Below are 26816 nucleotides of genomic sequence, written 5' to 3' on the forward strand. Positions count from 1 at the left end.
TATCGCCCGCCGCAACTACGCTGAAAGCCTCTAACGACGGGGCCGATAGAGCTGGTCGATAGTCCTTTCAATGCTTCCGATTGGACGAATAACCGCTTAAATGAGATCGTCGCCGCCTGCGCTTTTCGTGCGCTGCGCGCCGCTGCGTCAATACTCAATCAAAATTCCCATCGAGCAGGTGCCATCGTGGACATCAAACAACTCAAGTTCCTGATCGCGCTGGACGAAACCCGTCACTTCGGCCAGGCCGCCGCACGCTGCCATATCACTCAGCCGACCCTGTCGATGCGCCTGCGCAATCTGGAAGATGAGCTGGATCTGGTACTGGTCAACCGTGGCCAGCGCTTTGAAGGATTTACCCAGGCAGGCGAGCGCGTGCTGGCCTGGGCGCGGACCTTGCTGGCTGCGCACGACGGCTTGTTCGCCGAAGCGGCGGCGTGTCGCGGGCAACTGGTCGGCAGCTTGCGCCTGGGGTTGGTGCCACTGAGCAGCTTCAACCCGGTCAATTACATCCAAGGCTTGTCGGGCTCGTATCCCGAGCTGAAATTCAGCCTGTCATCGCTCAGTTCCGACGAAATCATCGCAGGGCTGGGCAACAACCAACTGGACCTGGGCGTGTGTTACCTCGATCACGTCAACCCGAACTATTTCGAGTTTTTCGAGATCGGCGAAACCCGCGTCGGGCTGCTCTATGACAACCGTCACTTCCATTTCGAAGGCACGGAAATGAGCTGGGAAGCTGCCGCCGAACTGCCGTTGGGCATGATCACCACCGGCATGCATTACCGCAAATCGATTGACTTGAGCTTTCGCAGCCGTGGGCTCAGTCCGCAGCCGATCATGGAGAGCGATTCGACGTATCAGCTATTGCAGGCGATTCACCAGGGATTCTGCTGCTCGATCATGCCGCTGGACAGCGGGCTTGAGGAGCCGATCGAGCATCTGTCGTTCATGCAGTTACCGGATGCCAGCGTGCTTGCGCCATTGGGCCTGGTGATGCGCAAGACCGAACCGCGCTCGGCGATTGCCGAGAAGTGCTTTGCCGAGGCGCGCAAACTGTTTGGAGTTGAGGTGCCTGCCGAATAATTGACCAGTTCAACCCAGCCTGCGCAAAATCCAGAACCTGTAGGAGCTGCCGCAGGCTGCGATCTTTTGATCTTGTTTTTAACAATCAAAATCAAAAGATCGCAGCCTGCGGCAGCTCCTACAGGGAGTGATAGATGCATCCGATCAGCAGATCGGAACAAGCGATTGGACGCTTTTTTTACGCCCCCGTAGCCTGAACACTCTTCAGCGCTTCGGGACTTTCAAGATGCTCTGCCACGTCGAACCCACCACCGAACCCAACGCCCCCGCACCACAACCGGCGCAGGTGGCGTATCGCGAATACCTGCCTGACGCAGCGGTAGCGCACGCGGCGCTCGCGGCGGAAATCGCCCTGGCCATCACCTACAACGGCTTGAATCAAGCGGTGATGATGGTCTCGCCCGGCAATATTGAAGACTTCATCCGAGGCTTCAGCCTGAGCAACGCGATCATCGCCAGCGTTGACGAAATCCATGACCTGCGCCTCACCCATTTCGATCAGGCCTGCCAAGCCGACGTGCAGATTTCCAACCGCGCCTTCTGGGCGCTGAAGGAACATCGTCGCCAAATGGCAGGCACCAGCGGCTGTGGCCTGTGCGGCGTCGAAGCGCTGGAGCAGGCGCTGCCGCCGCTGGAGATTCTGCCGCCGTCAACGCTGCCACCGGCGGCGCATTTCGACAACATCCGCCAGCGCATCGAGCAGGCTCAATCACTGGCCCGCAGCAGTGGCGCCCTGCACGCGGCGCTGTACTTCGATGCCACGGGTGAAGCCCTGCTGTGTCGCGAGGACATTGGCCGCCACAACGCCCTCGACAAGCTCATCGGCGCTCTGCACAGCGATGCTGTCGACGCCCGCCAAGGCTTTGTCGTGGTCACCAGCCGTTGCAGCCTCGAACTGATTCACAAAGCCGTGCGCGCCCGCCTCGGCACCCTCGTCAGCCTGTCGGCACCCACCGCATTGACCGTGCGCTGGGCGCTCAAGCACCGGCTCAATCTGATCCACGTACCCCACCGCAACGCCCCGCGCATTTATAGCCCGGTTCAGGAGTTTTCCGCATGAGCAACACCCTCACCCACCTCGACGATCAGGGCCGCGCCAACATGGTCGATGTCAGCGACAAGGCTGCCACTCGCCGCGAAGCCACCGCGCAAGCCTGGGTGCAAATGCGCCCGGAAACCCTGCAGATGATCCAGGCCAACGGTCATCCCAAAGGCGACGTGTTCGCCGTGGCGCGTATCGCCGGGATTCAAGCGGCCAAGCGTACTCACGAGCTGATCCCGCTGTGCCATGCGCTGCTGCTCAGCTCGATTCACGTCGAGCTCAAGGCCTGCGCACCGGATCGCGTGCAAATCACCAGCACCTGCCGCCTCACCGGGCAGACCGGTGTCGAGCTCGAAGCCTTGACCGCCGCCAGCGTCGCCGCGCTGACTATTTACGACATGTGCAAAGCCGTCGACCGGGCGATGGTCATCGGCGACATCCGCCTGCTCAGCAAACAGGGTGGTCGCTCCGGACATTTTCAATGGGAGGACGCGCAATGATCCTGATCAACTACTTCGCCAGCTACCGTGACCGGCTCAACCTGGGCGGGGAAAAGATTCCGCTGAGCGAAGCCTTGGGCAGTGTCGAAGATGTTCGACAGATGCTCATGGCGCGCGGCGAGCTTTGGCGCGAAGTGCTCGGTGCCGGCAACCTGATGTGCGCAGTCAATCAGGAGCTGTGCCAGCCGAGTCAGGCAATTGAAGATTTCGACGAAATCGCCTTTTTCCCACCGGTTACCGGGGGCTGACCAATGGCAATTCGAGTCCAGTACAAGAGCTTCGACATCGGTCAACTGACTGCCGATCTGCACGCGCGCAATCCACGGGTGGGCGCGGTGGTGACGTTTATTGGTTACGTGCGTGACTTGAACATTGGCCAACCGGTGAACGAGTTGTTTCTGGAACACTATCCGGGCATGACTGAAAAATCCCTCGAACAGATTGCCGACGAAGCGCGCGAGCGCTGGCCGTTGCTGGGTGTGGAAATCGTCCATCGGGTGGGCGCATTGTCGGTGTGCGAGCCGATCGTGTTTGTCGGCGTCAGCAGCAAACACCGGCACATGGCGTTCGAAGCCTGCGCGTTCATCATGGACGTGCTCAAGACCCGCGCACCGTTCTGGAAACGCGAAACCACGCCTGAAGGCGCGCACTGGGTGCAAGCGCGCGACTGCGACCAGAATGCGGCGCTGCGCTGGAGCCTGGCGCACGCCTGAACAAGATTGAATGTAAACCTGTGGCGAGGGGATTTATCCCCGATGGACTGCGCAGCAGGCCCAGCGTTTTTGCAGACCGCCGTGCGGCGCGTCGGGGATAAATCCCCTCACCACAGAATCTTCTTCAAATTTGGGTGTTCAAGATATTTCACATTGAGCGTTTACACGCCCGCAGATTCCCCCTTACTATCCGTGGCACACCGGTAAGCGGGTCTGCCCCGCCACCGACGTTTTCCGCCAACGGAAACACGCGTTATGAGCACGTCACTACAACAACTAAAATCGTTGAACGTCTCCGCTGTGCGCCCCCTCTGCGACAGGGGTTGCGCATGAATCGCATCGTCAATCTCCCCATGGCCCTGCGCCGCTCCAAGCTGCGTCACTCCGCACGCCCGCCGGATATCTGCGCTACTGCCTGATCACGTCTGAAAAACGTGTAGGCCCTTTCTCTTTCGATATCCCTGCCAGGACGCCTGGGCTTTTGCCCTCTAAAGTCGTCCGGCCCGAATCTGCGCGCCTGTGCGGCGCCCCCCTGAGTGTTTGCCATGAAATTCGCAGCCATTGAAGACGCACGCCTGTTCCTCGAACAAAACCCTGATATCGACATGATCGAGCTGTTCATTCTCGACGCCAACGGCGTGCCACGCGGCAAGCTGTTGCACCGCGAAGAACTGCTCGCCGTTTATCAAAGCGGTCGCCCGCTGCCGAGCACCATCCTTGGCTTGACCGTGCAAGGCGAAGACGTCGAGAACTCCGGTCTGGTCTGGGACGTCGGCGACATCGACTGCCGCGCCTACCCGCTGGAAGGCAGCCTGGTGCGCTTGCCATGGCGGCAGATTCCGACCGCGGCGGTGCAGGTCAGCATGCACCCGACCGAGGGCATGCCGGCCAGTATTGCCGACCCGCGCCATCTGCTGATCAAGGTCATCGACGGCCTCAAGGCCGAGGGCTACTACCCGATCATGGCGTGCGAACTGGAGTTCTATCTGCTCGACGCCAAGCGCGATCACAACGGACGCCCGCAACCGGCACTGGATGCTGACGGTGGTCGACCGCGACATACGCAGGTCTACGGTTTGCGCGAGCTGGAGCAGATCGAACCGTTCCTCGCCGACCTCTACAGCGCCTGCAAACTGCACGGTATTCCGGCACGCACGGCGATCTCCGAATACGCACCGGGCCAGGTGGAAATCACCCTCGAACACGGCGATGCGTTGCAGGCGATGGATCAGGCTGTGCGCTACAAACGCGTGGTCAAAGCCGTGGCGCACAAGCACGGCATGCAGGCGACGTTCATGGCCAAGCCGTTCGACGATCTGGCCGGTACCGGCATGCACATGCACGTCAGCCTCGCCGACAGCGCGGGGCACAATCTGTTTGCTTCCGAAGACCCCGCTGGCACGCCGCTGCTGCGTACGGCGATTGGCGGCATGCTCGCATCGTTGCTGGACACGCTGCTGCTGTTCTGCCCGAACGCCAACTCTTACCGTCGTTTCCAGGCCAACAGCTACGCGCCATTGGCGCCGACCTGGGGCGTCGACAACCGCACCGTCAGCCTGCGCGTGCCGGGCGGTCCGGCCAACACCCGACACATCGAACACCGCATCTGCGGCGCCGATGCCAACCCGTATCTGGCGGCGGCGGCGATCCTTGCCGGTATTCATCGCGGCATTCGTGAAAACCTCGATCCGGGAGCGCCGGTCGAGGGCAATGGTTACGCGCAAGCCAAGGAATTGCTGCCGACTGACTGGCTGACGTCGTTGCAGGCACTGGAAAACTCCGTGTGGGCACGCGATGCGTTGGGGCAGGAATTTCTCGGGGTGTATCTGGCGGTGAAGCGTGCCGAGTACCGGCAATTCATGGCTGAAGTGGGCGAGCAGGATTGGCGTTGGTACCTCACCGAAGCCTGAAGCCTCGCCACTACCCCCTGTAGGAGTGAGCCCGCTCGCGATAGCAATCTGTCAGTTAGCCCTGTTTTGACTGACACACCGCTATCGCGAGCAGGCTCACTCCTACAGGGGAACGCGTACCGAATTCTGTGTGGACTTTTAAAATGACCGAACGCTGCAATTCCTACTACACCGCCACCCTCAACCAGGACACCCACTACCCGACCCTGCAAGGTCGGCACGCGGTTGACGTGGTGATCATCGGGGGCGGTTTCACCGGCGTCGCCTCCGCCGTTGAACTCGCCGAAAAAGGCCTGAAAGTTGCCATCGTCGAGAGCAACAAAATCGGCTGGGGCGCCACCGGGCGCAACGGCGGGCAGGTCACCGGCAGCCTCTCCGGCGACGGCGCAATGCGTAAACAGATGCGCGCGAAACTCGGCGATAACGTCGACGATTTCATCTGGCACCTGCGCTGGCGCGGGCACGAGATCATCAAGCAGCGTGTCGAAAAATACGCCATCCAGTGCGATCTCAAACACGGCCATCTGCACGCGGCCTACAAGCCGGGCCACATGACCGATCTGCGCAACGATTACGAAGAAGCGGTGCGTCGTGGACTGGGTGATGAAGTCAGCCTGCTCGACCGCAGCCAGGTCCGCGATCTGCTGCAAAGCGACCTCTATCACGGCGCCATCAAGAACACCCGCAACATGCATTTGCACCCACTGAATCTGTGCATCGGCGAAGCGCGGGCAGCAGAAAGCCTCGGCGCGCTGATCTTCGAAAACAGCGAAGTGCTGGAGATCATTCACGGCGATACGCCAGGGGTAAGAACCGCTCACGGTCAGATCGACGCCAAGCAAGTGATGCTCGCCGGCGACGTCTACCACAAGCTCGAACCGGGCCAGCTCAAAGGCAAGATCTTCCCGGCCATGGGCGGCATCGTCACCACCGCGCCGCTGGGCGAACTGGCCAGGCAGATCAACCCCGAAGACCTCGCGGTCTACGACTGCCGCTTCGTCCTCGACTACTACCGCCTCACCGCCGACGGGCGCTTGCTGTTCGGTGGCGGCGCCAACTACAGCGGCAAGGATTCACGCGACATTGCCGGCGAACTGCGGCCCTGCATCGAGCAAACCTTTCCGGCGCTCAAAGGCGTGCAGATCGACTATCAGTGGAGCTGCGCGATGGGCATCGTCATCAACCGCATCCCGCAACTGGGCAAACTCTCGGACAATGTCTGGTATTGCCAGGGCTACTCGGGACATGGCATCGCCACCACGCACATCATGGGCGAGATCATGAGCCGGGCGATTACCGGGCAGCTGGAACAGTTCGACACGTTTGCCGCGTGCCAGCACATTCGTGTGCCGATGGGGGATTGGCTGGGGAACCCGATGCTGGCGGCAGGCATGTGGTACTACCAGATGCTCGAAAAGCTGCGCTGATACAACACCCTCCCCTGTAGGAGCTGCCGAAGGCTGCGATCTTTTGATCTTGATTTTAAAAAACAAGATCAAAAGATCGCAGCCTTCGGCAGCTCCTACAGGGGGGGCGGTCTCAGTCTGGCAGTTGCTCGACAACGATGCCCAAGCGTCGATAATCCTCGACACTCCCTGATGCCAGATGCCGTTCAGTGATCAGCGTGTGCAATCGCTCGCACCCCGCCACGACAAACGGCTCAACCGCCCCAAGCTTGTCCGCCGAGGTCACCGCAATCACCCGCGCCGCGCCATCGAGCATCATTTGTTTCACCGGCACTTCATCGAAATGCAACGAGGTAATCCCCACCTCCGGATGGATCGCACATACGCCGGTAATCGCCAGATCCGCCTTGATCCCCGCAAGCAAACGCAACGTCTCATGACCACTCGCGGACATGGTCCTCGGGTTCAACACCCCGCCCGCCAGAATCACCTTCACTCCCTTGAATTCCGACAACGCAATCGCCGTCATCGGTGAGGCCGTCACCGCCGTGATGCTGATATCGGCACGCAACGAGCGCGCGACCTGCAACGTCGTCGAGCCGGAATCGAACAGCACAATCTGCCCATCCTCGATCTGCTGCGCGGCCAATTGCGCGAGACGGATTTTCACCTCATCGGTTTCATCCAGCCGCGCGAAGTAATCCTTGCCGGAGTCCTTCGGACGCGGCAGCGCGCCACCGTGAACCCGCTGCACAAGCCCTGCGTTATCCAGTTCAGCGAGGTCGCGGCGGATGGTGTCTTCGGACACCGCAAAGTGCTGACTCAGCTCGGACGCCATGACTTTGCCGTCGCGTTCAAGGATCAGAAGAATTTTCTGGCGGCGCAGAGAGGGAAGTTCGGACGCGGAGTGGTCGTGCATGGTTACGCCTGTTTATGCTTGTAATTGCAGGTTTTAGCGAGACTAGCGAAAGCTTCGGGCAAACACAAACAAGCGGCTATCAATTGTTTCGATCATTGGAATCAACAAGGCGAATTTTTTCTTCGCTTTCAGCCTGTCCACAATGGCTGCACTTCAATAAGGCTCAGGATGAACACCTCATGAATCTCAATTTCGCGTTCGCGTGCATGATCGTCGTGTCGTTTGCCGTCGCGCTCGGCCACGCGTAACCCCCGTCAGACCGAGGCCAGCAACTGCTCGCGAAGCCATTTGTGCGCCGGATCGCGGTGCGAGCGTTCGCCCCAGAACATCGTCATCTCGTAACCGGGTACTTCCAGCGGCGCGTCGACCACTTGCAATGCCGGGTTGCCACGCACCAGGCGTGACGGCAGCATCGCCACCAGATCGGTGCTGGCCAGCACCGACATCACCATCAGAAAGTGCGGCACCGACAACACCACTTTTCTTTGCAACCCGACATCGGCCAACGCCTTGTCGGTCACGCCGAAAAACCCTCCGCCCTCACGCGACACCATCACATGCTCCAATGCGCAGAACTGTTGCCGGGTGGGTGCGCGCTGCAAACCCGGATGACCGATACGACCGGCCAGCACATAACGCTCCGTGAACAACGGTCGTGAGTGCAACTCCGGCGGCGCGTCTTCGCTGATGTGCAGAGCAATGTCGAAGACGCCCTGCTCGGCCTGCTTGACCAAATGCGCGGGAGTCAGGTCGATCACTGCCAGGCGCGTGCCCGGCGCCTGTTCGCGCAACCCGCTGAGGGCCGGCAGGACAACGGTCGATTCGCCGTAGTCCGTGGCGGCGATTTTCCAGGTGTGCGTTGCCTGTGCCGGATCAAATGCACTCGCCGGCGCCACTGCTCTTTCCAGTGCTTCCAACGCTTCGCGCAACGGCTCGCGCAATTCATCGGCGCGCGCGGTCGGGCGCATTCCTCGCGGCCCCGGCAGTAGCAACGGATCGCCAAAAATGTCGCGCAACTTGGCCAGATGCACGCTCACCGAAGGTTGCGACAGGTTCAGCCGTTGCGCCGCGCGGGTGACGTTGTGCTCGGACAGCAACACATCGAGCGTGAGCAGCAGATTGATATCGAGGCGTCTCAAATTATTCACGGCTATACCAGACATATCAGACATTCATTTCCAATATACCGGGTGAACGCCGATCCTGCTGTCACTCAAGCACAGGAACCTCAACATGAATGTCTTACTGGTCTACGCCCACCCTGAACCGACCTCCCTCAACGGCTCGCTGCGGGACTTCAGCGTCCAGCGCCTGCAAGCCGCCGGCCACACCGTGCAGGTCTCCGACCTCTATGCGATGAACTGGAAACCTACCCTCGACGCCGACGACGCCCCTGAGCGCGATGCGACGAAACCGTTCCATGCCTCGCTCGACTCGAAAGTCGCTTACGCCGAAGGCACCCAGGCCGACGATATCGCTCGCGAGCAAGAGAAACTGCTGTGGGCGGATGCGTTGATCCTGCAGTTTCCGCTGTGGTGGTTCACCATGCCGGCCATTCTCAAAGGCTGGGTCGATCGGGTGTACGCCTACGGTTTTGCCTACGGCGTCGGTGAACACTCCGACAGTCGTTGGGGCGAGCGCTATGGCGAGGGGAAAATGAAAGGCAAACGGGCGATGTTGATGGTCACCACCGGTGGGTGGGAGTCGCATTACGCGCCGCGCGGGATTAACGGGCCGATGGATGATCTGCTGTTTCCGATCCAGCACGGAATTCTGTACTACCCCGGTTTTGAAGTAGTGCCGCCGTTTCTGGTGTATCGCACCAGCCGGATGGACGCGGCGCGGTATGCCGAGACCTGCGACGAATTAGGCCGCCGACTGGATGAGTTGTGGAGTACGCGCCCGATTGCGTTTCGGCAACAGAACGCGGGCGACTACGAGATTCCGGCACTGACCCTCAAAGACCCAATCACCCCCGACCGCCAAGGCTTCGCAGCACACCTCCTGTAGGAGCTGCCGCAGGCTGCGATCTTTTGACTTTGTTTTTTCAAACAGCAGATCAAAAGATCGCAGCCTGCGGCAGCTCCTACCGGATGCGGTGTGGCGTGCTTTCAGCCAGACGGGGTTTCAGTTGCGCAGTCTTGCGATGGCGCGGCGATACTTCTCGATCCGCTCGAGGTCTTCCCAGCTCGGCGAGGCGATACGCGAGAGGTCGCTGTTCTCTTCCAGATCCGCGAGTTTTACCAATCGCCCGATCGGGTTCTGGCCCGCGCGTTCGACGAAGTCCTCGTAGGACTCGCCAGGCACTTTGGTGACGGCTGCAATGGCCGTCAGCACGTCCTCGCTGAAACCTTCCTGGCGCAGGTCCTCAAGGCTGATGTCACAGTCCTCGACCACATCGTGCAGCACGGCGACGATGCGCTCCTCCAGCGAAGACATGCGCATCATCACTTTCAGCGGATGCAAAATGTACGGCGCGCCGCCCTTGTCGACCTGCCCCGCATGAGCCGTGGCAGCGATGGCAATGGCGCGTTCGAGTGTCTGAGTCATGGGAGTCTCCGAGGGTTAAAGGCCGTAGCGGCCGCCAACATGAATATTGCGCTTGAGCCAACCGCCAATCGCCTTCAAGCGCCCACCGGACGTACCCGCCTCGGCATGCTGCTTGAGAATCATCGACACCAGCGCTGCCTGATCGGCATCGGGGTGGGCATCGAGCAACTCGACGACCCAGGCGCAATCGGCTTTTTTCAGGTGCTCCCGACATTGACCGGGCCACGCGTCCAGCTCGTCCAGCGCCAGCCAGCGCGCCCCGCCCTGCTCGGCATGCCCACCGCCAATCGACTGCTCGAAACAGAACGGTGTCGCCGGCCGCGACGGGTCGATACTGAACAGATACACATCGTGGCTTTTGTGTTGCGGCGTGGGGGCGTTGTTGCGGCTGCCGATTTCGATCATGGCAATGTTCCGATCCTTGGGGCGCTGGAGAGTCGCGATGGTTGGCAGTCTACCGGAGCGGTGCAAACGAACAACCTGATTGAACCTCCCTGCGCCACGTCATCTCGAAAGAAAGAGACGCCCTGTCAGTGATCGGCAATGGCGTCACCGCAGAGGAAACAGCGATGAACATTCGATTTCTGCTCCTGCTTGCCACTTTCAGCGTCATCCCCACCTGCGTCATGGCCGAGGGTTGCGATGTGCAAACGCAATCCTCCAGCGCCTCGGTGCCGGCCATCGAAACCCACAGCTGCTACGAATACGAAGGCATGCCCGTCAATGCCATCGATTGGTCGTGCAGCAACGAAAGCAAAGACATGCTCAGCAGCACCAAGAACAAAGTCGAGCACTGCGCCGACCACTATCAGGCAACGTGTATCGCCACCCTCACCCAGGAGTCGCTGGCTAACCCGCATTCCACCAGCAAGGACAAAAACGCCAAGGCGCTCAACATCCCGGCCAGCGCACAGGTGACCACGTATTACTACGACGTGGAGCATTTGGCGCAGGCGCGGATTGATTGTGAGAATGGGGGTGGGCATTGGAAAACGAAGTAAACGACCCGATGGTATTGCCCCCAGGAATTCAGCGCAAAAAAAGCCCGGCTCATGCCGGGCTCAATTGATTCAACAAGCACCTCTCGTGGCGGTGATTGCTCTCAACGCTTGGACTCGCATCGCGTTCGCAAGTCGTGCTCACTGATATCACCGCAGCTTCCGTTGCCCTTCATGGCATTACAAAAAGCACGCTGGTCATGATCACCGATGTTGCCGCAGGAGCCGTTGCCGTTCTCTGCGTTGCAGCGCTCACGCAAATCGTGATCATCGATATTGCCGCAACTGCCGCCGCTCTTTTTGGCATTGCAATAAGCGCGCTGGTCGTGATCGGCAATGTTACCGCAGGAACCATTGCCGTTCTCCGCGTTGCAGCGCTCGCGCAAGTCATGATTATCGATATTGCCGCAACTGCCGCCGCTTTCCCGGGCGTAGCAATAGTTACGTTGGTCATGGTCATCAATGTTGCCGCAACTGGCTGAAGCGTAGCCGCTGATGAGCAACAATATGATGGCAAAAATCAGTTTCATCAGATCCCCCCCTAAAAGCCCAGTATGAAGCGTATCTTTATTCCGGAAACGATACTCACCTAACCAAAGGCTTTAGACATAGGACCAGCTGCATACCAAACTGCAAAAACTGCAACAAGGGCACCAATAAAATAAAGCACTCGATCAAAGCGGATATTTCCGGACTGAAAATCCTTATTATAGACTAGCCATGGCATACCCCGGAACAGCAATGCAAGTATTAGCAAGCCAATCAGATATCCGACTGCAGCGAGAACCGCACCGGTACATATGGTCACCGCTAAGGACAGTGGCGCACTAACTGCAGCGGCGACGCAACAAAGGTCTTCACCAAAACGCGCAGGGCGGCTAACAACAAGAAAAGCCTTTGAGTGTTTACTCGAACCTTTGTAGGTTCGCGGACCTTTTTTTATGTAACTTACGAACACCATAAAATAGCAACCAATAAATGCCACTAGTATACTTCGGTAGGCTAAATGCTCCCCATAAACCCCCTGAAAAAACTTTGGGAAATCCTTCCCGAACGGTAAATACTCCCCGAACAACATTAACAACATGCAAACCATACCGATTACAAAAAAGAATGCGAAATTATAACGTTGACGCTGATAGACCTGGCAGATAGCATCAAGCACTACCAAGGAAATCTTTCTAAACCAACATTCTTGGATCGCTTTAACAGGCTTTACTTCTTCGTCATTTAAGCCAGCATCCACCAAACAAGCTGAACCATCATCTTTATTCAAAGCAACTTACCTTAACTTAGCCATACCACATAGAAGAACAGTGTAGTCCTGCACCCTCGAAAGCTACGGAAATTGAAGCCCCCCGCTAGAGTGTTTTTATTTTAACGTTATTTATCAAGTAGCTTGAGGCCAACTTTATGAGCCCCCATCCGACCAATCCGAGTACGGCGGCACCAGCAACTGCACAACCGACAATAGGAAGGACTGCGGCACCAGCAGCACTCCCTGTGATCGCAGTAACTCCACCGACCATTCCGGTCCCTCCAGCAGCCAGGCTACCCCCGCCAGCTGCAGCTAACGTTGCTGTAGTTGCGGCTGCGGTTCCTGCACTTGCCAAAGCCGCTGCTACTGTTGCTTCAGCCGAGGTAACTCCATACGCAGCTCCAAGGCCAGCGCCTGTCGCAGCCCCTATTCCGGCGGCAACGGTTCCACCGAGCTTCTCATCCGTGTTGTGGCTCACAATTAGTTACTCATTCATCCGTAAGCTCAGAATGATGGCACAAAAGCATCATCAGAGACAAAGTCCAGAATCCGAACGAACTCAACTAGCGCATAAAAAACCGCATTCTGCGGTTTCTTTATCGTCTGGATCTTGAGTCACTTCAAATGCGCAACGTATAGCTGATCAAAAATTCGCCGGCGTATTCGCACTGATAATCTCAGCCTCATCCGCCCCGATATTGCGGAACTTGTGCGGCAGCGTCGTCGGAAAGTAATACCCGTCCCCCGCCCCCAACACACTCACCTGCCCATCCACTGTCAACTCGACTGTGCCACGGGTGACAAGCCCACACTCCTCGCCCTCGGCATGCACAATCGGCTCTTCCCCGGAACTCGCGCCCGGTGCGTATTGCTCGCGCAGCAAGCGCATCTGCCGGCTCGGTACCGAGGCGCCGATCAGCAGCAGGCGCAAACCATGGCGGCCGAGGTCCGGCTGTTCGTTGGCGCGGAATACGTATTGATGTTCGCGTGGCGGCTGGTCGAAGGTGAAGAAGTCAGCCAAGGACATCGGGATGCCTTCGAGCAGCTTTTTCAATGAGCTGACGGAAGGGCTGACGCGATTCTGTTCGATCAGGGAGATGGTGGCATTGGTCACGCCGCTACGCCGGGCCAGCTCGCGCTGGGAGAGTTTGTAGCTTTCGCGTACTAGTTTGAGTCGAGAACCCGTATCCATGACAGCCTTATGTGAGAACGACTTAAGGGCGATGGGGGTGGGTGGCGGGTGACGCGCCGAGGGCGCGGATCACGTTGCTCCCGTGTCCCGGAACCGTGAAAGGCGGCTATTAAATCACGTTTGCCGGTGTTGCTCAGCAGGTTCGATGGACGGTGGGTGAAATGAATCTGCCGGTGGTAATTCCGGGCTGAATGCAAAACCTGTGGGAGCTGGCTTGCCAGCGAATGGGTGGCACATTCAACATCCCTTTTGCTGATCGGCCGCTATCGCTGGCAAGCCAGCTCCCACAGGATTTTGTGGTGTGTCAGCGGGAGTGATGGTGTCTTTTCTAACCCCATCGCGAGCAGGCTCACTCCTACAATTTGATCTTTGGTGTTTCAGTCGGATTGATGTTGTGTTGGCTGGTCTCATCGCTGGCAAGCCAGCGCCCACATCTGGATATCTGCGGTGTTGCGATAAGAAAAACCGGCGGGGCCTTGGGGACCGCCGCCGGGGAGGTAACTCAGATGCCGAAGCGGTCGCGCAGCGAATAGTAGACGGCGCCCAGGGCCGTCAGCGGCGCCGAGAAGGTGCGGCCGCCGAGCATTGGCATGTGCGGCAAGGACGCGAAGGCGTCGAAGCGCTCGGCGTCGCCACGGATCATTTCCGAGATCAGTTTGCCGGCCAGGTGCGAGCACGTAACGCCGTGGCCGCTGTAGCCTTGCATGTAGTAGGCGTTTTTCTCGATACGGCCGAATTGCGGCATGCGTGACATGGTCAGCAGGAAATTGCCGGTCCAGCGGTAATCGATTTTGACGTCTTTGAGTTGCGGGAAGGTCTTGAGGATCTTCGGCCGGATCAGTTGTTCGATATCGTCCGGTTCGCGCGCGCCGTAGACCACACCGCCGCCGTAGAGCAGGCGGTTGTCGGCAGTCAGGCGGTAGTAATCCAGCAAGTAATTGCAGTCTTCGACGCAGTAATTGTTGGTGATCAGGCTGCGGGCCTGTTTCTCGGTCAACGGTTCGGTGACAACGATCTGCGAGCCGCACGGCATGCTTTTCGCGGTCACGCGGTTGTCCAGACCTTGCGGCAGGTAGGCGTTGCCGGCGATCAGCAGGTACTTGGCGCGCACCAGGCCTTTGGCAGTGCGCACGGTAATCGGCTCGCCATAGGTGATTTCCACGGCAGCGGATTGCTCGTAGATTTTGCCACCCAGACGCACGATGGCGGCGGCTTCACCCAGCGCCAGGTTCAGTGGGTGAATGTGCCCGCCTTGCATGTCCAGCAGGCCACCGACGTAAGCATCGGAGCCGACCTCACGACGAATGTCGGCCGCGTCGAGCATCTTCAGATTGCGGTTGCCGTAACGTTCCCAACTGCGCTTTTGCTCAGCCAGACCGTTGAGTTGTTTTTTGTTCATCGCTGCGAAGATACCGCCCGGGCGGTAGTCGCATTTGATGTCGTATTCCTTGATGCGCGAACGGATGATGTCGGCGCCTTCGAAGATCATGCTGCCGAGAATTTCCGCGGTCTTGTCGCCGTAGCGCTCTTCGATCACATCGACGTCGCGGCTATAGGAGTTGACCAGTTGACCGCCGTTGCGACCGCTGGCGCCGTAGCCGACTTTCGCAGCTTCCAGCACGGCCACTTTGTAGCCGGCCTCGGTCAGGAACAGTGCCGAAGACAGGCCGGTGTAGCCCGCGCCGATGATGCAGACATCGCAGTCCACCGCTTCTTCCAGAACCGGGAAGTCAATGACTTCGTTGCGGGTGGCGGCGTAGTAGCTGTTTACGTGTTGCTGTTTCATACGTTTCTCCGAGGGCCACCAATGAACGGCGACCACCGCTGTAATAGAGTCAGAGCTTGATCCAGGTCGCTTTCAGCTCGGTGTACTTGTCGAACGCGTGCAGCGATTTATCGCGGCCGTTGCCCGACTGTTTGAAGCCACCGAACGGTGCGGTCATGTCGCCGCCGTCGTACTGGTTGACCCAGACGCTGCCGGCACGCAAGCCACGGGCGAAGGTGTGCGCCTTGCTCAGATTGCTGGTCCACACGCCGGCGGCGAGACCGAAGATGCTGTCGTTGGCGATCTGCAGCGCTTCTTCGGCGGTGTCGAAGGTGATCAGCGACAGCACCGGGCCGAAAATTTCTTCCTGGGCGATGGTCATTGCGTTGGTCACGCCGTCGAAGAGCGCCGGTTGCACATAGAGGCCGCCGGTTTCTTCGAGGGTGCGCTGGCCGCCAGTAATAAGCTCGGCACCCTGCTCACGACCGATGCTGATGTAGCGCAGCACGTTGTCGAGTTGACGCTGATCGACCACGGCGCCGACGGTGGTCGCCGGATCCAGTGCGTGACCCGGTTTCCACGCTTGCAGCGCTTCCACCAACAGAGGGATGAACTGTTCGCGGATCGAACGCTCGACCAGCAAACGCGACCCCGCAGTGCAGACTTCGCCCTGATTGAAGGCAATGGCGCCGGCCGCTGCTTGTGCTGCCGCGCGCAAGTCCGGTGCGTCGGCAAACACCACGTTCGGGCTCTTGCCCCCTGCTTCGAGCCAGACGCGTTTCATGTTGCTTTGGCCGGCATAAATCATCAGTTGTTTGGCAATCGCCGTGGAGCCGGTGAAGGCCAGCACGTCGACGTCCATGTGCAACGCCAACGCTTTGCCGACGGTGTGGCCGAAGCCTGGCAGCACGTTGAACACGCCTTTCGGAATGCCGGCATCCAGCGCCAACTGCGCGATGCGGATAGCCGTCAGTGGCGACTTTTCCGAAGGTTTCAGAATGAACGAGTTGCCCGCTGCCAGCGCCGGGGCGAATTTCCAGCTGGCCATGATCAGCGGGAAGTTCCAAGGCACGATGGCCGCGACCACACCGGAAGGCTCGCGGGTGACGAGGCCGAGTTGGTCGTGCGGGGTCGCGGCGACTTCGTCGTAGATCTTGTCGATGGCTTCGGCGCTCCAGCGGATCGCGTTGGCGGTCGCCGGGATGTCGATGCTCATCGAATCGCTGATCGGTTTACCCATGTCGAGGGTTTCCAGCAGTGCCAGTTCTTCCTGGTTCTGCAGGATCAGATCGGCGAAGCGGATCAGAATGCGCTTGCGCTCGGCCGGGGCTTTTTTCGCCCACACGCCGGATTCAAAAGACTGGCGCGCGACTTCAACGGCGAGGTTGGCGTCGGCTTCATCGGTGCTGGCCACGGAGGCGAGGAAACGGCCGTCGACGGGGCTCAGGCATTCGAAGGTATCGCCACTGATGGCCGGGCGGTATTCACCGTTGATGAACGCGCGGGCTTCGATGGTCAGGGACTGGAAGCGTTGTTCCCAGTCGTTGCGGGTCGTTGTCATTGTTGTGGCTCGACAAGGGGGATGGGGTGATCGGCGGACGAACGCCGCCGATCAAAATCTGCTAACCCGCCCCCCTGTAGGAGCTGCCGAAGGCTGCGATCTTTTGACTTTGATTGTTTAAAAGCAAGATCAAAAGATCGCAGCCTTCGGCAGCTCCTACAGGGTTACGGCGGTGGGTCAACCGTCAGACTGTGTGCAGATACCAGTTGTACTCAAGGTCAGAGATCGAGTTCTCGAACTCGGCCAATTCGCTTTCCTTGCACGCGACAAACACGTCGATGTACATCGGGTCGATGTAGCGGGCCATGACTTCGCTGTCGTCCAGCTCGCGCAGTGCGTCGCGCAGGTTGTTCGGCAGGCTCTGTTCGTTCTGCTCGTAGCTGTTGCCTTCCACCGGGGCGCCCGGCTCGATCTGGTTAGTCAGACCGTGGTGAATACCGGCCAGCACCGAAGCCATCAACAGATACGGGTTGGCGTCGGCACCGGCAACACGGTGTTCGATGCGCACGGCGTCCGGCGAACCGGTCGGTACCCGCACGGCCACGGTGCGGTTGTCGATGCCCCAGCTTGGCGAGTTCGGTACGTAGAACTGCGCGCCGAAACGACGGTACGAGTTGACGTTCGGGCAGAGGAACGCCATTTGCGCAGGCAGGGTCTCCAGCACACCGCCGATCGCGTGACGCAGTGCGGCGTTCTGCTCGGGATCCTCGCTGGCGAAGATGTTGTTGCCTTCTTTGTCCAGGATCGAAATGTGCACGTGCAGACCGTTGCCCGCCTGGCCCGGATACGGCTTGGCCATGAAGGTGGTGTCCATCTCGTGGTCGTAGGCGATGTTTTTCACCAGACGCTTGAGCAGGACGGCGTAATCGCACGCCTTGATCGGGTCGGAGACGTGATGCAGGTTGACTTCGAATTGCGCCGGGGCGCTTTCCTTGACGATCGCGTCGGCCGGGATGCCCTGCTCTTTCGCGCCTTCGAGGATGTCTTGCAGGCAATCGACGTATTCGTCGAGATCGTCGATCAGGTACACCTGAGTCGACACCGGACGCTTGCCGGACACTGGCGAACGTGGCGATTGCGGACGACCGTTCACGTTGTCCTGATCGATCAGATAGAACTCGAGTTCGAATGCCGCGCAAATGGTCAGACCGAGGTCATCGAATTTGCGCACGACGTTGGCCAGCACTTCACGCGGGTCAGCGAAGAACGGCTGGCCTTCGATCTCGTGCATGGTCATCAAGAGTTGTGCGGTTGGGCGTTTCTGCCACGGCTCGATGCTCAGGGTGCCGGGGATCGGGTAGCAGATGCGGTCAGCGTCGCCGATGTCCAGACCCAGGCCGGTGCTTTCCACCGTGGAGCCGTTGATGTCGAGGGCGAAAAGCGAGGCCGGCAGGTTGATGCCTTTCTCATAAACCTTATGAAGACTGGTGCGTTCGATGCGCTTGCCGCGCACCACACCGTTCATATCCGCAATCAGAAGGTCGACGTACAAAACCTCAGGATATTTCTTAAGGAATGCGTTTGCTTCGTTGAGTTGAACGGTACGCAGAGGGACCGACATGATGCACCTATTTAGCTGTTAATTATTATGTTCACTGCTGTTTCGCCGAGCCAGTCAACCCGAACGGCAAAGTGAAGTCAATAGCGAACAGATGACCGCTCAGGGTTTATTTTTCAGGCTTTTTTTAACACTTGAGTGCCAATACAGGTGCCGGAGCCCCGAGAATCATGAAGATATGATGAACGGCGTTTAGAATTTTTTACATGGCAGTTGTTAATTAAAATCAACGAGGCTAAGCTCCGGAAAAGCTCGTTCAAGTGTCAAACTTCGAGGTGAATAAAAATGGCATTCAAGCCATTGATCGGCGTTACTGCGTGCGTCAAACAGATTGGCCTGCACCCCTATCACATCAGCGGCGACAAGTACTTACGTGCTGTCAGCGTTGGCGCTGAAGGGTTGCCAGTGGTCATTCCTTCCCTTGGCAACCTGACAGAAATCGAAGACCTGCTCGGTCAACTCGACGGTCTGCTGCTGACCGGCTCGCCCTCCAACGTGGAACCCTTCCACTATCAAGGCCCGGCCAGCGCCCCCGGCACGGATCACGATCCGGCGCGGGATGCCACCACCCTTCCTTTATTACGTGCAGCCATCGCGGCGGGCATTCCGGTGCTCGGCATTTGCCGTGGCTTCCAGGAAATGAACGTGGCGTTCGGCGGCAGCCTGCATCAGAAGGTGCACGAGCTGCCGGGCATGCTCGATCACCGCGAAGCCGACAGCCCGGACGTGGCCGTGCAATACGCACCGGCCCATGCGGTGACCGTGCTTGGTGGAGGTGTGTTCGAAGCACTGGAGCTGCCGGGCGAGTTTCAGGTCAACTCGATTCACAGCCAGGGCATCGATCGCCTCGCGCCCGGCCTGCGTGCCGAAGCGCTGGCGCCGGACGGTTTGATCGAGGCGGTCTCGGTCGAGCACAGCCCGACCTTCGCCCTCGGCGTGCAATGGCACCCGGAATGGCAAGTGCTCGACAACCCGAACTACCTGAAGATTTTCCAGGCATTCGGCGCGGCTTGCCGGCAACGGGCGGCGCGGCGCAACCAGCGCTGATCCAACCCAGGAATTAGTAACGATTTACTGCCCCCATGAATATCGGGTGTGCCTGCGCGCATCCGTCATTCGTGAACAGCAACACCCGTAATAACAACAAGTACGACCCAGGCAGCCAGGACGGCGGCGCCGACCAAGCCAGGGCAACCCGCTGAAAACGTGGCCCCTGTAGGAGCTGCCGAAGGCTGCGATCTTTTGATGTTGATTGTAAAAAACAAGATCAAAGGATCGCAGCCTTCGGCAGCTCCTACAGGGCCATGTGTGAGGGGAATGGTTGTTCCTGGCTTGCAATCCACTTAAGCCCGGCCACATTGGCCGCGCGACTGAAACCTGTTGGGAGTTTCACATGGCAAACGCCTCCAGCACTTACAGGAAGGCACTTGAAGGTCATCAGCAACCGAAAAAGGTGCTGGTGAAAGTCGATCGTGTCACCAAGAAGTTCGACGAAACCACCGCCGTGGACGATGTGTCCCTGGAGATCCATCAGGGCGAAATCTTCGCCCTGCTCGGCGGCTCCGGTTCGGGCAAATCGACCCTGCTGCGCATGCTCGCCGGTTTCGAACGGCCGACTGAAGGGCGGATTCTGCTCGACGGCGTGGACATCACTGACATGCCGCCGTACGAGCGGCCGATCAATATGATGTTCCAGTCTTACGCGCTGTTCCCACACATGACCGTGGCGCAGAACATCGCCTTCGGCCTGAAGCAGGACCGTTTGCCAGCCAGTGAAATCGATGCCCGCGTCGATGAAATGCTGCGCCTGGTGCACATGACCCAATACGCCAAACGCAAACCGCATCAGTTGTCCGGGGGTCAGCGTCAACGCGTCGCCCTCGCCCGCTCGCTGGCCAAACGTCCGAAGCTGTTGCTGCTCGACGAACCGATGGGTGCGCTGGATAAAAAGCTGCGTTCGCAGATGCAACTGGAACTGGTGCAGATCATCGAACGTGTTGGCGTGACCTGCGTGATGGTGACCCACGACCAGGAAGAGGCCATGACCATGGCCGAGCGCATCGCGATCATGCACCTCGGCTGGATCGCCCAGATCGGCAGCCCGATCGACATTTATGAAGCACCGGTCAGCCGCATGGTCTGCGAATTCATCGGCAACGTGAACGCCTTCGACGGCACCGTGGTGGAAGACCTTGAAGGTCACGCAATCATCCACAGCCCGGACTTGCAGCAGAAGATCTACGTCGGTCACGGCGTCAGCACCTCGGTGCAGGACAAGTCGATCACCTACGCGATCCGTCCGGAAAAAATGCTCGTCAGCACCACCCAACCCGAGTTCCGCTACAACTGGTCCGAAGGCAAAGTGCATGACATCGCCTACCTCGGCGGTCACTCGGTGTTCTACGTCGAATTGCCCGGCGGCAAAATCGTCCAGTCGTTCATGGCCAACGCCGAACGCCGTGGCGCGCGTCCGACCTGGGACGACAAAGTCTACGTGTGGTGGGAAGACGACAGCGGCGTGGTACTGCGCTCATGAGAACCTTCAATCAGCAATTCCTGCGCCTGGTGCCCAGCGGACGAAAACTGGTGATCGGTATTCCGTTCATTTGGCTGTTCCTGTTCTTCATGCTGCCGTTTTTCCTGGTGATGAAGATCAGCTTCTCGGAAGCAGCGCTGTCGATCCCGCCGTACTCGGAGATCTACACCTACGCCGAACAGAAATTCCAGCTGCTGCTGAACATCGGCAACTACACCATGCTCGGCGAAGACGAGCTGTACCTGTCGGCCTACCTCGGTTCGCTGAAAGTCGCGGCGCTGAGCACAATGATGTGCCTGCTGATCGGTTTCCCGATGGCCTATGCGATCACCAAAACCGGCAAGGAAACGCAAAACGTCCTGCTGCTGTTGATCATGATGCCGACCTGGACCGCGATCCTGATTCGCGTTTACGCGTGGATGGGCATCCTCAGCAACAACGGTCTGCTCAACGCGTTTCTGATGTGGACGGGGCTGACCGATCACCCGATCGAGATCCTCAACACCAACACCGCCGTCTATATCGGTGTGGTTTACGCCTACCTGCCGTTCATGGTGTTGCCGCTGTACGCCAACCTCGTCAAGCACGACGGCAGCCTGCTGGAAGCCGCGCAGGATCTGGGTTCGAGCAACTTCAACAACTTCTGGAAAATCACCGTGCCGCTGGCCAAGAACGGGATTATTGCCGGCTGCATGCTGGTGTTCATTCCGGTGGTCGGTGAGTTCGTAATCCCTGAACTGTTGGGTGGCCCGGAGACGCTGATGATCGGTCGCGTGCTGTGGCAAGAGTTCTTCAATAACCGCGACTGGCCGGTAGCGTCTGCGCTGGCGGTGGTGATGCTGTTGATCCTGATTGTGCCGATTCTGCTGTTCAACCGCAGCCAGGCCAAAGAGATGGAGGCACGGGGATGAAACGCTTCGGTTTTTCCAAGTTCATGCTGATCTTCGGCCTGATGTTCATTTATCTGCCGATGCTGATTCTGGTGATCTACTCGTTCAACGCATCCAAACTGGTGACGGTGTGGGGTGGCTGGTCGGTGAAGTGGTACGTCGGTTTACTCGACAACACGCAACTGATGGGCTCGGTAGTGCGCTCGCTGGAAATCGCCTGCTACACCGCGATTGCCGCTGTTGCATTGGGCACGCTCGCCGCCTTCGTGCTGACTCGCGTCACGCGCTTCAAGGGTCGCACGCTGTTTGGTGGTCTGGTGACCGCGCCGTTGGTGATGCCGGAGGTGATCACCGGTCTGTCGCTGTTGCTGCTGTTTGTGGCGATGGCGCAGTTGATCGGCTGGCCCCAGGAGCGTGGCATCGTCACGATCTGGATCGCCCACACCACTTTTTGTGCCGCCTATGTGGCGGTGGTAGTCTCCGCCCGCCTGCGTGAACTGGACCTGTCGATCGAAGAAGCGGCGATGGATCTCGGAGCGAAGCCGTTCAAGGTGTTTTTCCTGATCACCATTCCAATGATCGCGCCGTCGCTGGCAGCGGGCGGGATGATGTCGTTCGCCTTGTCGCTGGATGACCTGGTATTGGCCAGCTTCGTCTCCGGGCCGGGTTCGACGACCTTGCCGATGGAAGTGTTCTCGGCCGTGCGTCTGGGCGTGAAGCCTGAGATCAACGCGGTGGCGAGCCTGATTCTGCTGGCGGTATCGCTGGTGACCTTCCTCGTCTGGTACTTCGGCCGCAAGGCAGAGGCCAACCGCAAGCGTGCGATTCAGGAAGCGATGGATCAGACCGCAAACGAGTCGTGGCAGCAACCGGCAACGGCGACCGCCTAAGCAACACCGATGAACAACTGTGGCGAGGGGATTTATCCCCGTTCGGCTGCGCAGCAGTCGTAAAACCTGAATACACAGTTTTCAGGTTGAACTGCAAGGGGCTGCTTCGCAGCCCAACGGGGATAAATCCCCTCGCCACAAGGTTATGTGTACAGCTGATTTGTGCTTTTGATTAAAGTTTTTGAATAAGAAGAATGGAGTTGTACCGATGAATATGTTTGGCAGGACTCTGCTGACACTGTCCTTAATGGGCGCGATGGTCATGGGCGCCCAGGCCAACGACAAGGTGCTGCGTGTTTACAACTGGTCCGATTACATTGCACCGGACACCGTCAAGAAGTTCGAAGACGAGACCGGCATCCGCGTGACCTACGACGTCTTCGACAGCAACGAGACCCTTGAGGCGCGTTTGCTGGCGGGCAAATCCGGTTACGACCTGGTCGTGCCGTCGAACAGTTTCCTGGCCAAGCAGATCAAGGCCGGCGTGTATCAGACGCTGGACAAATCGAAGCTGCCGAACTGGAAGAATCTCAACCCGGTGCTGCTGAAAAACGCCGCCGCCAGTGATCCGGACAACGCCCACGCGTTCCCGTACATGTGGGGCTCGATCGGCATCGGTTTCAACCCGGCCAAGGTCAAGGAAGTGCTCGGCGCCAATGCCCCGACCAATTCCTGGGACTTGCTGTTCAAGCCGGAAAACGCTGAAAAACTCAAAGCCTGTGGCATCAGTTTCCTCGACTCGCCGACCGAGATGATCCCGGCCGCCCTGCACTATCTGGGCTACCCGGTGAACGACAAGGACACCGCGCACATCAAGGAAGCCGAGGCGCTGTTCATGAAGATTCGCCCGAACGTGGCGTACTTCCATTCCTCGAAATACATCTCCGATCTGGCCAACGGCAACATCTGCGTGGCGGTCGGTTACTCCGGTGACGTGCTGCAGGCCAAGGCTCGCGCGGTGGAGTCGGGCAACAACGTGGTGATCGACTACAGCATTCCCAAGGAAGGCGCCGGCAGCTTCTACGACATGGTCGCGATCCCGCGCGATGCCGCCAACGTCGACAACGCCTACCTGTTCATGGACTTCCTGATGCGCCCGGACATCATCGCCGAGATCACCAACAGCAACGGCTACAGCAACGCCAACGCGGCGGCCACGCCATTGGTGGATGAAGCGATCCGCAACGACCCGGGCTCGTACCCGTCGCAAGCGGTGATGGCGACGCTGTACGCCGTGCCGGATCAGCCGATTGCCACCCAGCGCATCATGACGCGCGGCTGGACCCGGGTGAAACTCGGTAAGTAACTTACGGAGTTGGGATTCCAACAACACTGATGAACATGTGGGAGCTGGCTTGCCAGCGATAGCGGTGGGTCAGGTAACGATGATGCTGGACGTGCCGCCCCCATCGCTGGCAAGCCAGCTCCCACAGGATTTTTGATCACATTGAATACAGTACCCAATGCCGATTTTACGTACTTAAAGAATTAATTATTTCCCGTTCGCGCAGCGCCTTACCACCGCTGCACCCTGCTATGAACGGCCTCACCTGGCTCCCTCGGCTCAGGTGAATTCAGGCGCCCTCGGGCGCCTTTTTTTGTGCCTTCAAATCAGCGACCACTCCTGCACAATCCGATAGCGGCCCTTGTGCGATTCAAACAAGGCAAAACGTTCAGCGCGCAGGAAAAACTCCGGGGGCGTGGCGGATTCCGGCTCCGGTGCGCGGTAGTCGCGGGCCAAGGTCAGGTGCGGACGAAACTCGCGGGCAGTCTCTTCAAGGCCGAACGGCAGCATCGCCTGCTCCAGCGCGTAGACCAGCCGCAGCAACGCTTGTGGCGCCTGCTCCGGCGCCAGCGACAAAACGCCGGCGCGATGCCAGACCTGCAAACGATCCAGCGCAATCCGCAACGGCTCACCCGGTTTTCGCACGTTGCCAGCCGCCTCGCAAACCTCGTTGATCTGCGCCAGCGGCACAGCACCGAGGAACAGCAATGTCAGATGAAAGTTATCCGCCAGCACCGGCTTACCGGTGCGCAAACCCAACTCCCCGCGCCACTGAGCAATCGCCTTGCGCTGCACCGGCGGGCAATCGAGGGCGAAAAAAAGTCGCTTCGCTTCATCGGTCATGGCCCTGCTCCCCTGTTTATCCTGATCCGCCGGATTCTACACAGCCTGAACTGACGACTCGTCACGGGAAGCTATAGTTCAAGGATTGCCATCAACGGAGGCCGCCATGCGCGAGATCCTCAGCAAAGAGCCATGGTGGGCCCGCCCGCCGCAGCCCGGGCAGGACGAACAGGAATTGGAATGGGGCTGGCTGGTGCATTACAGCGAGGGTGAACCGCGCTTCGAATTCGTCCGCGAACGCCCCACGGACGAACAGATTCGCGAGCGCAAAAGCTGCCGAATCACCCCCTCCTCCGAGTGACAACACTCCCTGTAGGAGCTGCGGCACGCTGCGATCTTTTGATGTTGATTGTAAAAAAAGATCAAAAGATCGCAGCGTGCCGCAGCTCCTACAGGGGTGTGGGTGTGGTTCAGGGTTCGAGGAGGTCCTGGAAGCCGCCGTAGATCATCCGCTGGCCGTCGAAGGGCATCGGGTTGACGTCCGGTTGCATGCGCGGGTCTTCCATCATTTTTGCCATGCCGGCATCGCGGGTGGCTTTGTCGGGCCAGATCAGCCAGCCGGACGCTACGGTCTCGCCGTCCTTGAGCTTCACTGCCATCGGGAACGAGGTGAGCTTGCCGTCCGGCACGTCATCTCCCCAACACTCGACCACGCTCAGGGCGCCGTATTCCTTGAACAGCTTGGCGGCAATGATGCAGTGCTGCTTGTACTGCTCACGATTGGCGGTCGGCACGGGTGCTACAAAAATATCGATGTAAGCCATGATCATTCTCCTTGCACGTTGGGTTCGATCTGCTGATTGGTCGATTGCGGTGGCTGCCATTCGACACGATTGGCACCCAACCCGACCGACGGCGCGTCACTCGCCCCGAGATTGCGCTCGATCTGCCCGGCCATGTGCAGCGTACCCGCCATGACGCCGGTGGTCGGGTTCTGCACCAGTTTCAACCAGGCCTTGTCGAAGGTGTTGCCCAGGCTGCTACGGATCAGTGCTTCGCTGTCAGGGCGATCGTTGGCCTGAATGATCGCGCGGATGCCCACCACGCCCACCGAGATCATTGCCCCGGCGAGCTTGCCCGCGGCAGCGGCGACGGCACTCGCCGCACCGCGAGGCGCCATTTCCGCTTCAATGCGCTGGCTGGCCCGCTTGGCCACCGGCGCCATGCCGGCGTCGGTCGAGGCAATGCCCTTGGCGCCGCCATCGGTGTGGATCTTGTCAATCAGCGCGGCATAGGCCGGCAAGGTGTTCAGCGGTTCGGTGCTGATGACCTGAAACAGCGAAGCATCGCGCGCCGGGGGCGGGCCGAGCGCAATCGCCGGAATCTTTTGCAGACGGCCATTGAGCTGCGCAACCGGCACGCCATGGCGTTGGGCGATGAGCGGCATTTGCTGCGCCATCAACTGCGCATAGAACGCCGTGGCCTGACCCAGAATCGCATCCGGATCAATCTCCACCGCCACCGGCGCCAGCACTTTTTCCTGATATTGCTCAAGCAGATACGTCGCCAGACGCTTGGCCGAAGCATCCTGCTCTCCGCCAGCGCTGATCGTGTACCAACTGACCTTCATCGACAGCCATTCCTGCGTCCAGTAGCTGCTGAACCACGGGATGAAATTTTCTTCAGTTTGCTCATAGACGCGAGTACGCCAATGTTCCATCGAGCCACGGGCGAACAGCTTGACCTGCTCGGTGGCCTGTTGCGAAGCGCTGACGATTTCGCGGTCGATCTGCTGCCAGGTCGCAGGCGAAACCACCACGGCCTGCGGCGCTGACACCGGGGCCCGCGCCGACGTGGCGCAGCCGGCCAGGAGGAACAGTGCGGCGACGACTAGCGCACGCAGGTTCACGGTGAGGGCGTCCTTTGAATGAGGAAGAGGCAGTTTTGATTATAGGTGGATCAGCCGGGCCTGAT

At 59.2% G+C, this 26816-nt stretch carries 28 protein-coding genes; 15 read left to right on the forward strand and 13 right to left on the reverse strand.

From position 1 onward, the window contains the following. The first annotated feature begins 186 nt into the window (after window positions 1-186). The 7 genes from ACQ4MY_RS19700 (at window position 187) to ACQ4MY_RS19730 (ending at window position 6678) form a co-directional block, all read left to right on the forward strand. Window positions 187-1086: a LysR family transcriptional regulator gene (locus ACQ4MY_RS19700; protein WP_440096198.1), complete on the forward strand. Its 900-nt coding sequence runs from the start codon at window positions 187-189 to the stop codon at window positions 1084-1086. 226 nt (window positions 1087-1312) lie between these two features. Next, window positions 1313-2146 (forward strand): formate dehydrogenase accessory sulfurtransferase FdhD, encoded by an 834-nt coding sequence (gene fdhD, locus ACQ4MY_RS19705; RefSeq protein ID WP_440096199.1) that lies wholly within the window; start codon window positions 1313-1315, stop codon window positions 2144-2146. Continuing rightward, window positions 2143-2628 (forward strand): cyclic pyranopterin monophosphate synthase MoaC, encoded by a 486-nt coding sequence (moaC, locus tag ACQ4MY_RS19710; protein WP_440096200.1) that lies wholly within the window; start codon window positions 2143-2145, stop codon window positions 2626-2628. The genes fdhD and moaC overlap by 4 nt, the downstream gene beginning before the upstream one ends. Next, the gene (locus ACQ4MY_RS19715) at window positions 2625-2876 is read left to right on the forward strand and encodes a MoaD/ThiS family protein (protein WP_008088781.1); all 252 of its coding nucleotides are present in this window, start codon (window positions 2625-2627) and stop codon (window positions 2874-2876) included. Before moaC ends, ACQ4MY_RS19715 begins: the two co-directional genes overlap by 4 nt. A 3-nt stretch (window positions 2877-2879) precedes the next feature. Next, window positions 2880-3341, forward strand: a complete 462-nt coding sequence (gene moaE, locus ACQ4MY_RS19720) for a molybdopterin synthase catalytic subunit MoaE (protein ID WP_008088783.1) — start codon at window positions 2880-2882, stop codon at window positions 3339-3341. Between the two features lie 545 nt (window positions 3342-3886). After that, on the forward strand, window positions 3887-5251 hold the full coding sequence (locus tag ACQ4MY_RS19725) for a glutamine synthetase family protein (protein ID WP_440096201.1): 1365 nt from the start codon (window positions 3887-3889) through the stop codon (window positions 5249-5251). Between the two features lie 143 nt (window positions 5252-5394). Continuing rightward, window positions 5395-6678, forward strand: a complete 1284-nt coding sequence (locus ACQ4MY_RS19730) for an NAD(P)/FAD-dependent oxidoreductase (protein WP_440096202.1) — start codon at window positions 5395-5397, stop codon at window positions 6676-6678. Window positions 6679-6790: 112 nt separating this feature from the next. Here ACQ4MY_RS19730 and ACQ4MY_RS19735 read toward each other — a convergent pair whose 3' ends face one another. Further along, on the reverse strand, window positions 6791-7576 hold the full coding sequence (locus ACQ4MY_RS19735) for a DeoR/GlpR family DNA-binding transcription regulator (protein WP_440096203.1): 786 nt from the start codon (window positions 7574-7576) through the stop codon (window positions 6791-6793). A gap of 254 nt (window positions 7577-7830) precedes the next feature. Continuing rightward, window positions 7831-8748: a LysR family transcriptional regulator gene (locus ACQ4MY_RS19740; protein ID WP_440096204.1), complete on the reverse strand. Its 918-nt coding sequence runs from the start codon at window positions 8746-8748 to the stop codon at window positions 7831-7833. Window positions 8749-8809: 61 nt separating this feature from the next. Between ACQ4MY_RS19740 and ACQ4MY_RS19745 the strand changes: the two genes are divergently transcribed. Beyond that, window positions 8810-9586 (forward strand): NAD(P)H-dependent oxidoreductase, encoded by a 777-nt coding sequence (locus tag ACQ4MY_RS19745; protein ID WP_440096205.1) that lies wholly within the window; start codon window positions 8810-8812, stop codon window positions 9584-9586. 117 nt (window positions 9587-9703) lie between these two features. Here the strand turns inward: ACQ4MY_RS19745 and ACQ4MY_RS19750 are convergent, their stop codons facing one another. Together ACQ4MY_RS19750 and ACQ4MY_RS19755 are read right to left on the reverse strand one after the other, a co-directional pair. After that, window positions 9704-10126, reverse strand: coding sequence for an HD domain-containing protein (locus ACQ4MY_RS19750; RefSeq protein WP_440096206.1), 423 nt, complete (start codon window positions 10124-10126; stop codon window positions 9704-9706). 15 nt (window positions 10127-10141) lie between these two features. Further along, the gene (locus ACQ4MY_RS19755) at window positions 10142-10531 is read right to left on the reverse strand and encodes a hypothetical protein (protein ID WP_008086910.1); all 390 of its coding nucleotides are present in this window, start codon (window positions 10529-10531) and stop codon (window positions 10142-10144) included. Between the two features lie 164 nt (window positions 10532-10695). On the opposite strand from ACQ4MY_RS19755, the gene ACQ4MY_RS19760 reads away from it, so the two are divergent. Beyond that, on the forward strand, window positions 10696-11127 hold the full coding sequence (locus ACQ4MY_RS19760; protein ID WP_440096207.1) for a hypothetical protein: 432 nt from the start codon (window positions 10696-10698) through the stop codon (window positions 11125-11127). A 101-nt stretch (window positions 11128-11228) separates the two neighbouring features. Here the strand turns inward: ACQ4MY_RS19760 and ACQ4MY_RS19765 are convergent, their stop codons facing one another. The 6 genes from ACQ4MY_RS19765 to ACQ4MY_RS19790 form a co-directional block, all read right to left on the reverse strand. Then, complete coding sequence (locus tag ACQ4MY_RS19765) at window positions 11229-11654, reverse strand: hypothetical protein (protein ID WP_440096208.1); 426 nt, start codon at window positions 11652-11654, stop codon at window positions 11229-11231. Between the two features lie 59 nt (window positions 11655-11713). Beyond that, complete coding sequence (locus ACQ4MY_RS19770) at window positions 11714-12400, reverse strand: hypothetical protein (RefSeq protein ID WP_440096209.1); 687 nt, start codon at window positions 12398-12400, stop codon at window positions 11714-11716. Window positions 12401-13025: 625 nt separating this feature from the next. Further along, window positions 13026-13574, reverse strand: coding sequence for a cupin domain-containing protein (locus tag ACQ4MY_RS19775; protein ID WP_053121083.1), 549 nt, complete (start codon window positions 13572-13574; stop codon window positions 13026-13028). A 502-nt stretch (window positions 13575-14076) separates the two neighbouring features. After that, a complete protein-coding gene (locus ACQ4MY_RS19780; RefSeq protein ID WP_440096210.1) occupies window positions 14077-15360 on the reverse strand; it encodes an NAD(P)/FAD-dependent oxidoreductase in 1284 nt (427 codons plus the stop codon). Between the two features lie 49 nt (window positions 15361-15409). Next, a complete protein-coding gene (locus ACQ4MY_RS19785) occupies window positions 15410-16900 on the reverse strand; it encodes an aldehyde dehydrogenase (RefSeq protein ID WP_008086905.1) in 1491 nt (496 codons plus the stop codon). Window positions 16901-17084: 184 nt separating this feature from the next. Continuing rightward, window positions 17085-18461 carry a glutamine synthetase family protein gene (locus ACQ4MY_RS19790; protein ID WP_064120847.1) on the reverse strand — a complete coding sequence of 459 codons (1377 nt, stop codon included), beginning with the start codon at window positions 18459-18461 and terminating at the stop codon, window positions 17085-17087. Between the two features lie 282 nt (window positions 18462-18743). On the opposite strand from ACQ4MY_RS19790, the gene ACQ4MY_RS19795 reads away from it, so the two are divergent. The 5 genes from ACQ4MY_RS19795 (at window position 18744) to ACQ4MY_RS19815 (ending at window position 24080) form a co-directional block, all read left to right on the forward strand. Further along, the gene (locus tag ACQ4MY_RS19795) at window positions 18744-19505 is read left to right on the forward strand and encodes a gamma-glutamyl-gamma-aminobutyrate hydrolase family protein (protein ID WP_440096211.1); all 762 of its coding nucleotides are present in this window, start codon (window positions 18744-18746) and stop codon (window positions 19503-19505) included. 346 nt (window positions 19506-19851) lie between these two features. Then, window positions 19852-20994: an ABC transporter ATP-binding protein gene (locus ACQ4MY_RS19800; RefSeq protein WP_008086902.1), complete on the forward strand. Its 1143-nt coding sequence runs from the start codon at window positions 19852-19854 to the stop codon at window positions 20992-20994. Window positions 20995-21023: 29 nt separating this feature from the next. Continuing rightward, window positions 21024-21905: an ABC transporter permease subunit gene (locus tag ACQ4MY_RS19805; protein WP_371042493.1), complete on the forward strand. Its 882-nt coding sequence runs from the start codon at window positions 21024-21026 to the stop codon at window positions 21903-21905. Beyond that, window positions 21902-22774 (forward strand): ABC transporter permease subunit, encoded by an 873-nt coding sequence (locus ACQ4MY_RS19810; RefSeq protein WP_008086901.1) that lies wholly within the window; start codon window positions 21902-21904, stop codon window positions 22772-22774. The genes ACQ4MY_RS19805 and ACQ4MY_RS19810 overlap by 4 nt, the downstream gene beginning before the upstream one ends. Window positions 22775-22982: 208 nt before the next feature. Next, window positions 22983-24080: a polyamine ABC transporter substrate-binding protein gene (locus tag ACQ4MY_RS19815; protein ID WP_008086899.1), complete on the forward strand. Its 1098-nt coding sequence runs from the start codon at window positions 22983-22985 to the stop codon at window positions 24078-24080. Between the two features lie 300 nt (window positions 24081-24380). Here ACQ4MY_RS19815 and thpR read toward each other — a convergent pair whose 3' ends face one another. Then, window positions 24381-24902 carry an RNA 2',3'-cyclic phosphodiesterase gene (gene thpR / locus ACQ4MY_RS19820; RefSeq protein WP_440096212.1) on the reverse strand — a complete coding sequence of 174 codons (522 nt, stop codon included), beginning with the start codon at window positions 24900-24902 and terminating at the stop codon, window positions 24381-24383. A 106-nt stretch (window positions 24903-25008) separates the two neighbouring features. On the opposite strand from thpR, the gene ACQ4MY_RS19825 reads away from it, so the two are divergent. Continuing rightward, on the forward strand, window positions 25009-25203 hold the full coding sequence (locus ACQ4MY_RS19825; RefSeq protein WP_158834803.1) for a hypothetical protein: 195 nt from the start codon (window positions 25009-25011) through the stop codon (window positions 25201-25203). A gap of 109 nt (window positions 25204-25312) precedes the next feature. Here ACQ4MY_RS19825 and ACQ4MY_RS19830 read toward each other — a convergent pair whose 3' ends face one another. Together ACQ4MY_RS19830 and ACQ4MY_RS19835 are read right to left on the reverse strand one after the other, a co-directional pair. Beyond that, entirely contained in the window at window positions 25313-25666 is a 354-nt protein-coding gene (locus tag ACQ4MY_RS19830) for a DUF1428 domain-containing protein (protein ID WP_158834466.1), read from the reverse strand. A gap of 2 nt (window positions 25667-25668) precedes the next feature. After that, window positions 25669-26751: a hypothetical protein gene (locus tag ACQ4MY_RS19835; protein WP_440096213.1), complete on the reverse strand. Its 1083-nt coding sequence runs from the start codon at window positions 26749-26751 to the stop codon at window positions 25669-25671. Window positions 26752-26816: the final 65 nt, after the last annotated feature.

The sequence above is a fragment of the Pseudomonas sp. SM4 genome (assembly GCF_051913165.1).
Lineage (GTDB): Bacteria > Pseudomonadota > Gammaproteobacteria > Pseudomonadales > Pseudomonadaceae > Aquipseudomonas.

Coding starts and splice junctions, on each gene's coding strand:
- fdhD (WP_440096199.1), top strand. CDS start 1,313: ATGCTCTGCCACGTCGAACCCACCACCGAACCCAACGCCCCCGCACCA.
- moaC (WP_440096200.1), top strand. CDS start 2,143: ATGAGCAACACCCTCACCCACCTCGACGATCAGGGCCGCGCCAACATG.
- ACQ4MY_RS19715 (WP_008088781.1), top strand. CDS start 2,625: ATGATCCTGATCAACTACTTCGCCAGCTACCGTGACCGGCTCAACCTG.
- moaE (WP_008088783.1), top strand. CDS start 2,880: ATGGCAATTCGAGTCCAGTACAAGAGCTTCGACATCGGTCAACTGACT.
- ACQ4MY_RS19725 (WP_440096201.1), top strand. CDS start 3,887: ATGAAATTCGCAGCCATTGAAGACGCACGCCTGTTCCTCGAACAAAAC.
- ACQ4MY_RS19730 (WP_440096202.1), top strand. CDS start 5,395: ATGACCGAACGCTGCAATTCCTACTACACCGCCACCCTCAACCAGGAC.
- ACQ4MY_RS19735 (WP_440096203.1), bottom strand. CDS start 7,576: ATGCACGACCACTCCGCGTCCGAACTTCCCTCTCTGCGCCGCCAGAAA.
- ACQ4MY_RS19740 (WP_440096204.1), bottom strand. CDS start 8,748: ATGTCTGATATGTCTGGTATAGCCGTGAATAATTTGAGACGCCTCGAT.
- ACQ4MY_RS19745 (WP_440096205.1), top strand. CDS start 8,810: ATGAATGTCTTACTGGTCTACGCCCACCCTGAACCGACCTCCCTCAAC.
- ACQ4MY_RS19750 (WP_440096206.1), bottom strand. CDS start 10,126: ATGACTCAGACACTCGAACGCGCCATTGCCATCGCTGCCACGGCTCAT.
- ACQ4MY_RS19755 (WP_008086910.1), bottom strand. CDS start 10,531: ATGATCGAAATCGGCAGCCGCAACAACGCCCCCACGCCGCAACACAAA.
- ACQ4MY_RS19760 (WP_440096207.1), top strand. CDS start 10,696: ATGAACATTCGATTTCTGCTCCTGCTTGCCACTTTCAGCGTCATCCCC.
- ACQ4MY_RS19765 (WP_440096208.1), bottom strand. CDS start 11,654: ATGAAACTGATTTTTGCCATCATATTGTTGCTCATCAGCGGCTACGCT.
- ACQ4MY_RS19775 (WP_053121083.1), bottom strand. CDS start 13,574: ATGGATACGGGTTCTCGACTCAAACTAGTACGCGAAAGCTACAAACTC.
- ACQ4MY_RS19780 (WP_440096210.1), bottom strand. CDS start 15,360: ATGAAACAGCAACACGTAAACAGCTACTACGCCGCCACCCGCAACGAA.
- ACQ4MY_RS19785 (WP_008086905.1), bottom strand. CDS start 16,900: ATGACAACGACCCGCAACGACTGGGAACAACGCTTCCAGTCCCTGACC.
- ACQ4MY_RS19790 (WP_064120847.1), bottom strand. CDS start 18,461: ATGTCGGTCCCTCTGCGTACCGTTCAACTCAACGAAGCAAACGCATTC.
- ACQ4MY_RS19795 (WP_440096211.1), top strand. CDS start 18,744: ATGGCATTCAAGCCATTGATCGGCGTTACTGCGTGCGTCAAACAGATT.
- ACQ4MY_RS19800 (WP_008086902.1), top strand. CDS start 19,852: ATGGCAAACGCCTCCAGCACTTACAGGAAGGCACTTGAAGGTCATCAG.
- ACQ4MY_RS19810 (WP_008086901.1), top strand. CDS start 21,902: ATGAAACGCTTCGGTTTTTCCAAGTTCATGCTGATCTTCGGCCTGATG.
- ACQ4MY_RS19815 (WP_008086899.1), top strand. CDS start 22,983: ATGAATATGTTTGGCAGGACTCTGCTGACACTGTCCTTAATGGGCGCG.
- thpR (WP_440096212.1), bottom strand. CDS start 24,902: ATGACCGATGAAGCGAAGCGACTTTTTTTCGCCCTCGATTGCCCGCCG.
- ACQ4MY_RS19825 (WP_158834803.1), top strand. CDS start 25,009: ATGCGCGAGATCCTCAGCAAAGAGCCATGGTGGGCCCGCCCGCCGCAG.
- ACQ4MY_RS19830 (WP_158834466.1), bottom strand. CDS start 25,666: ATGGCTTACATCGATATTTTTGTAGCACCCGTGCCGACCGCCAATCGT.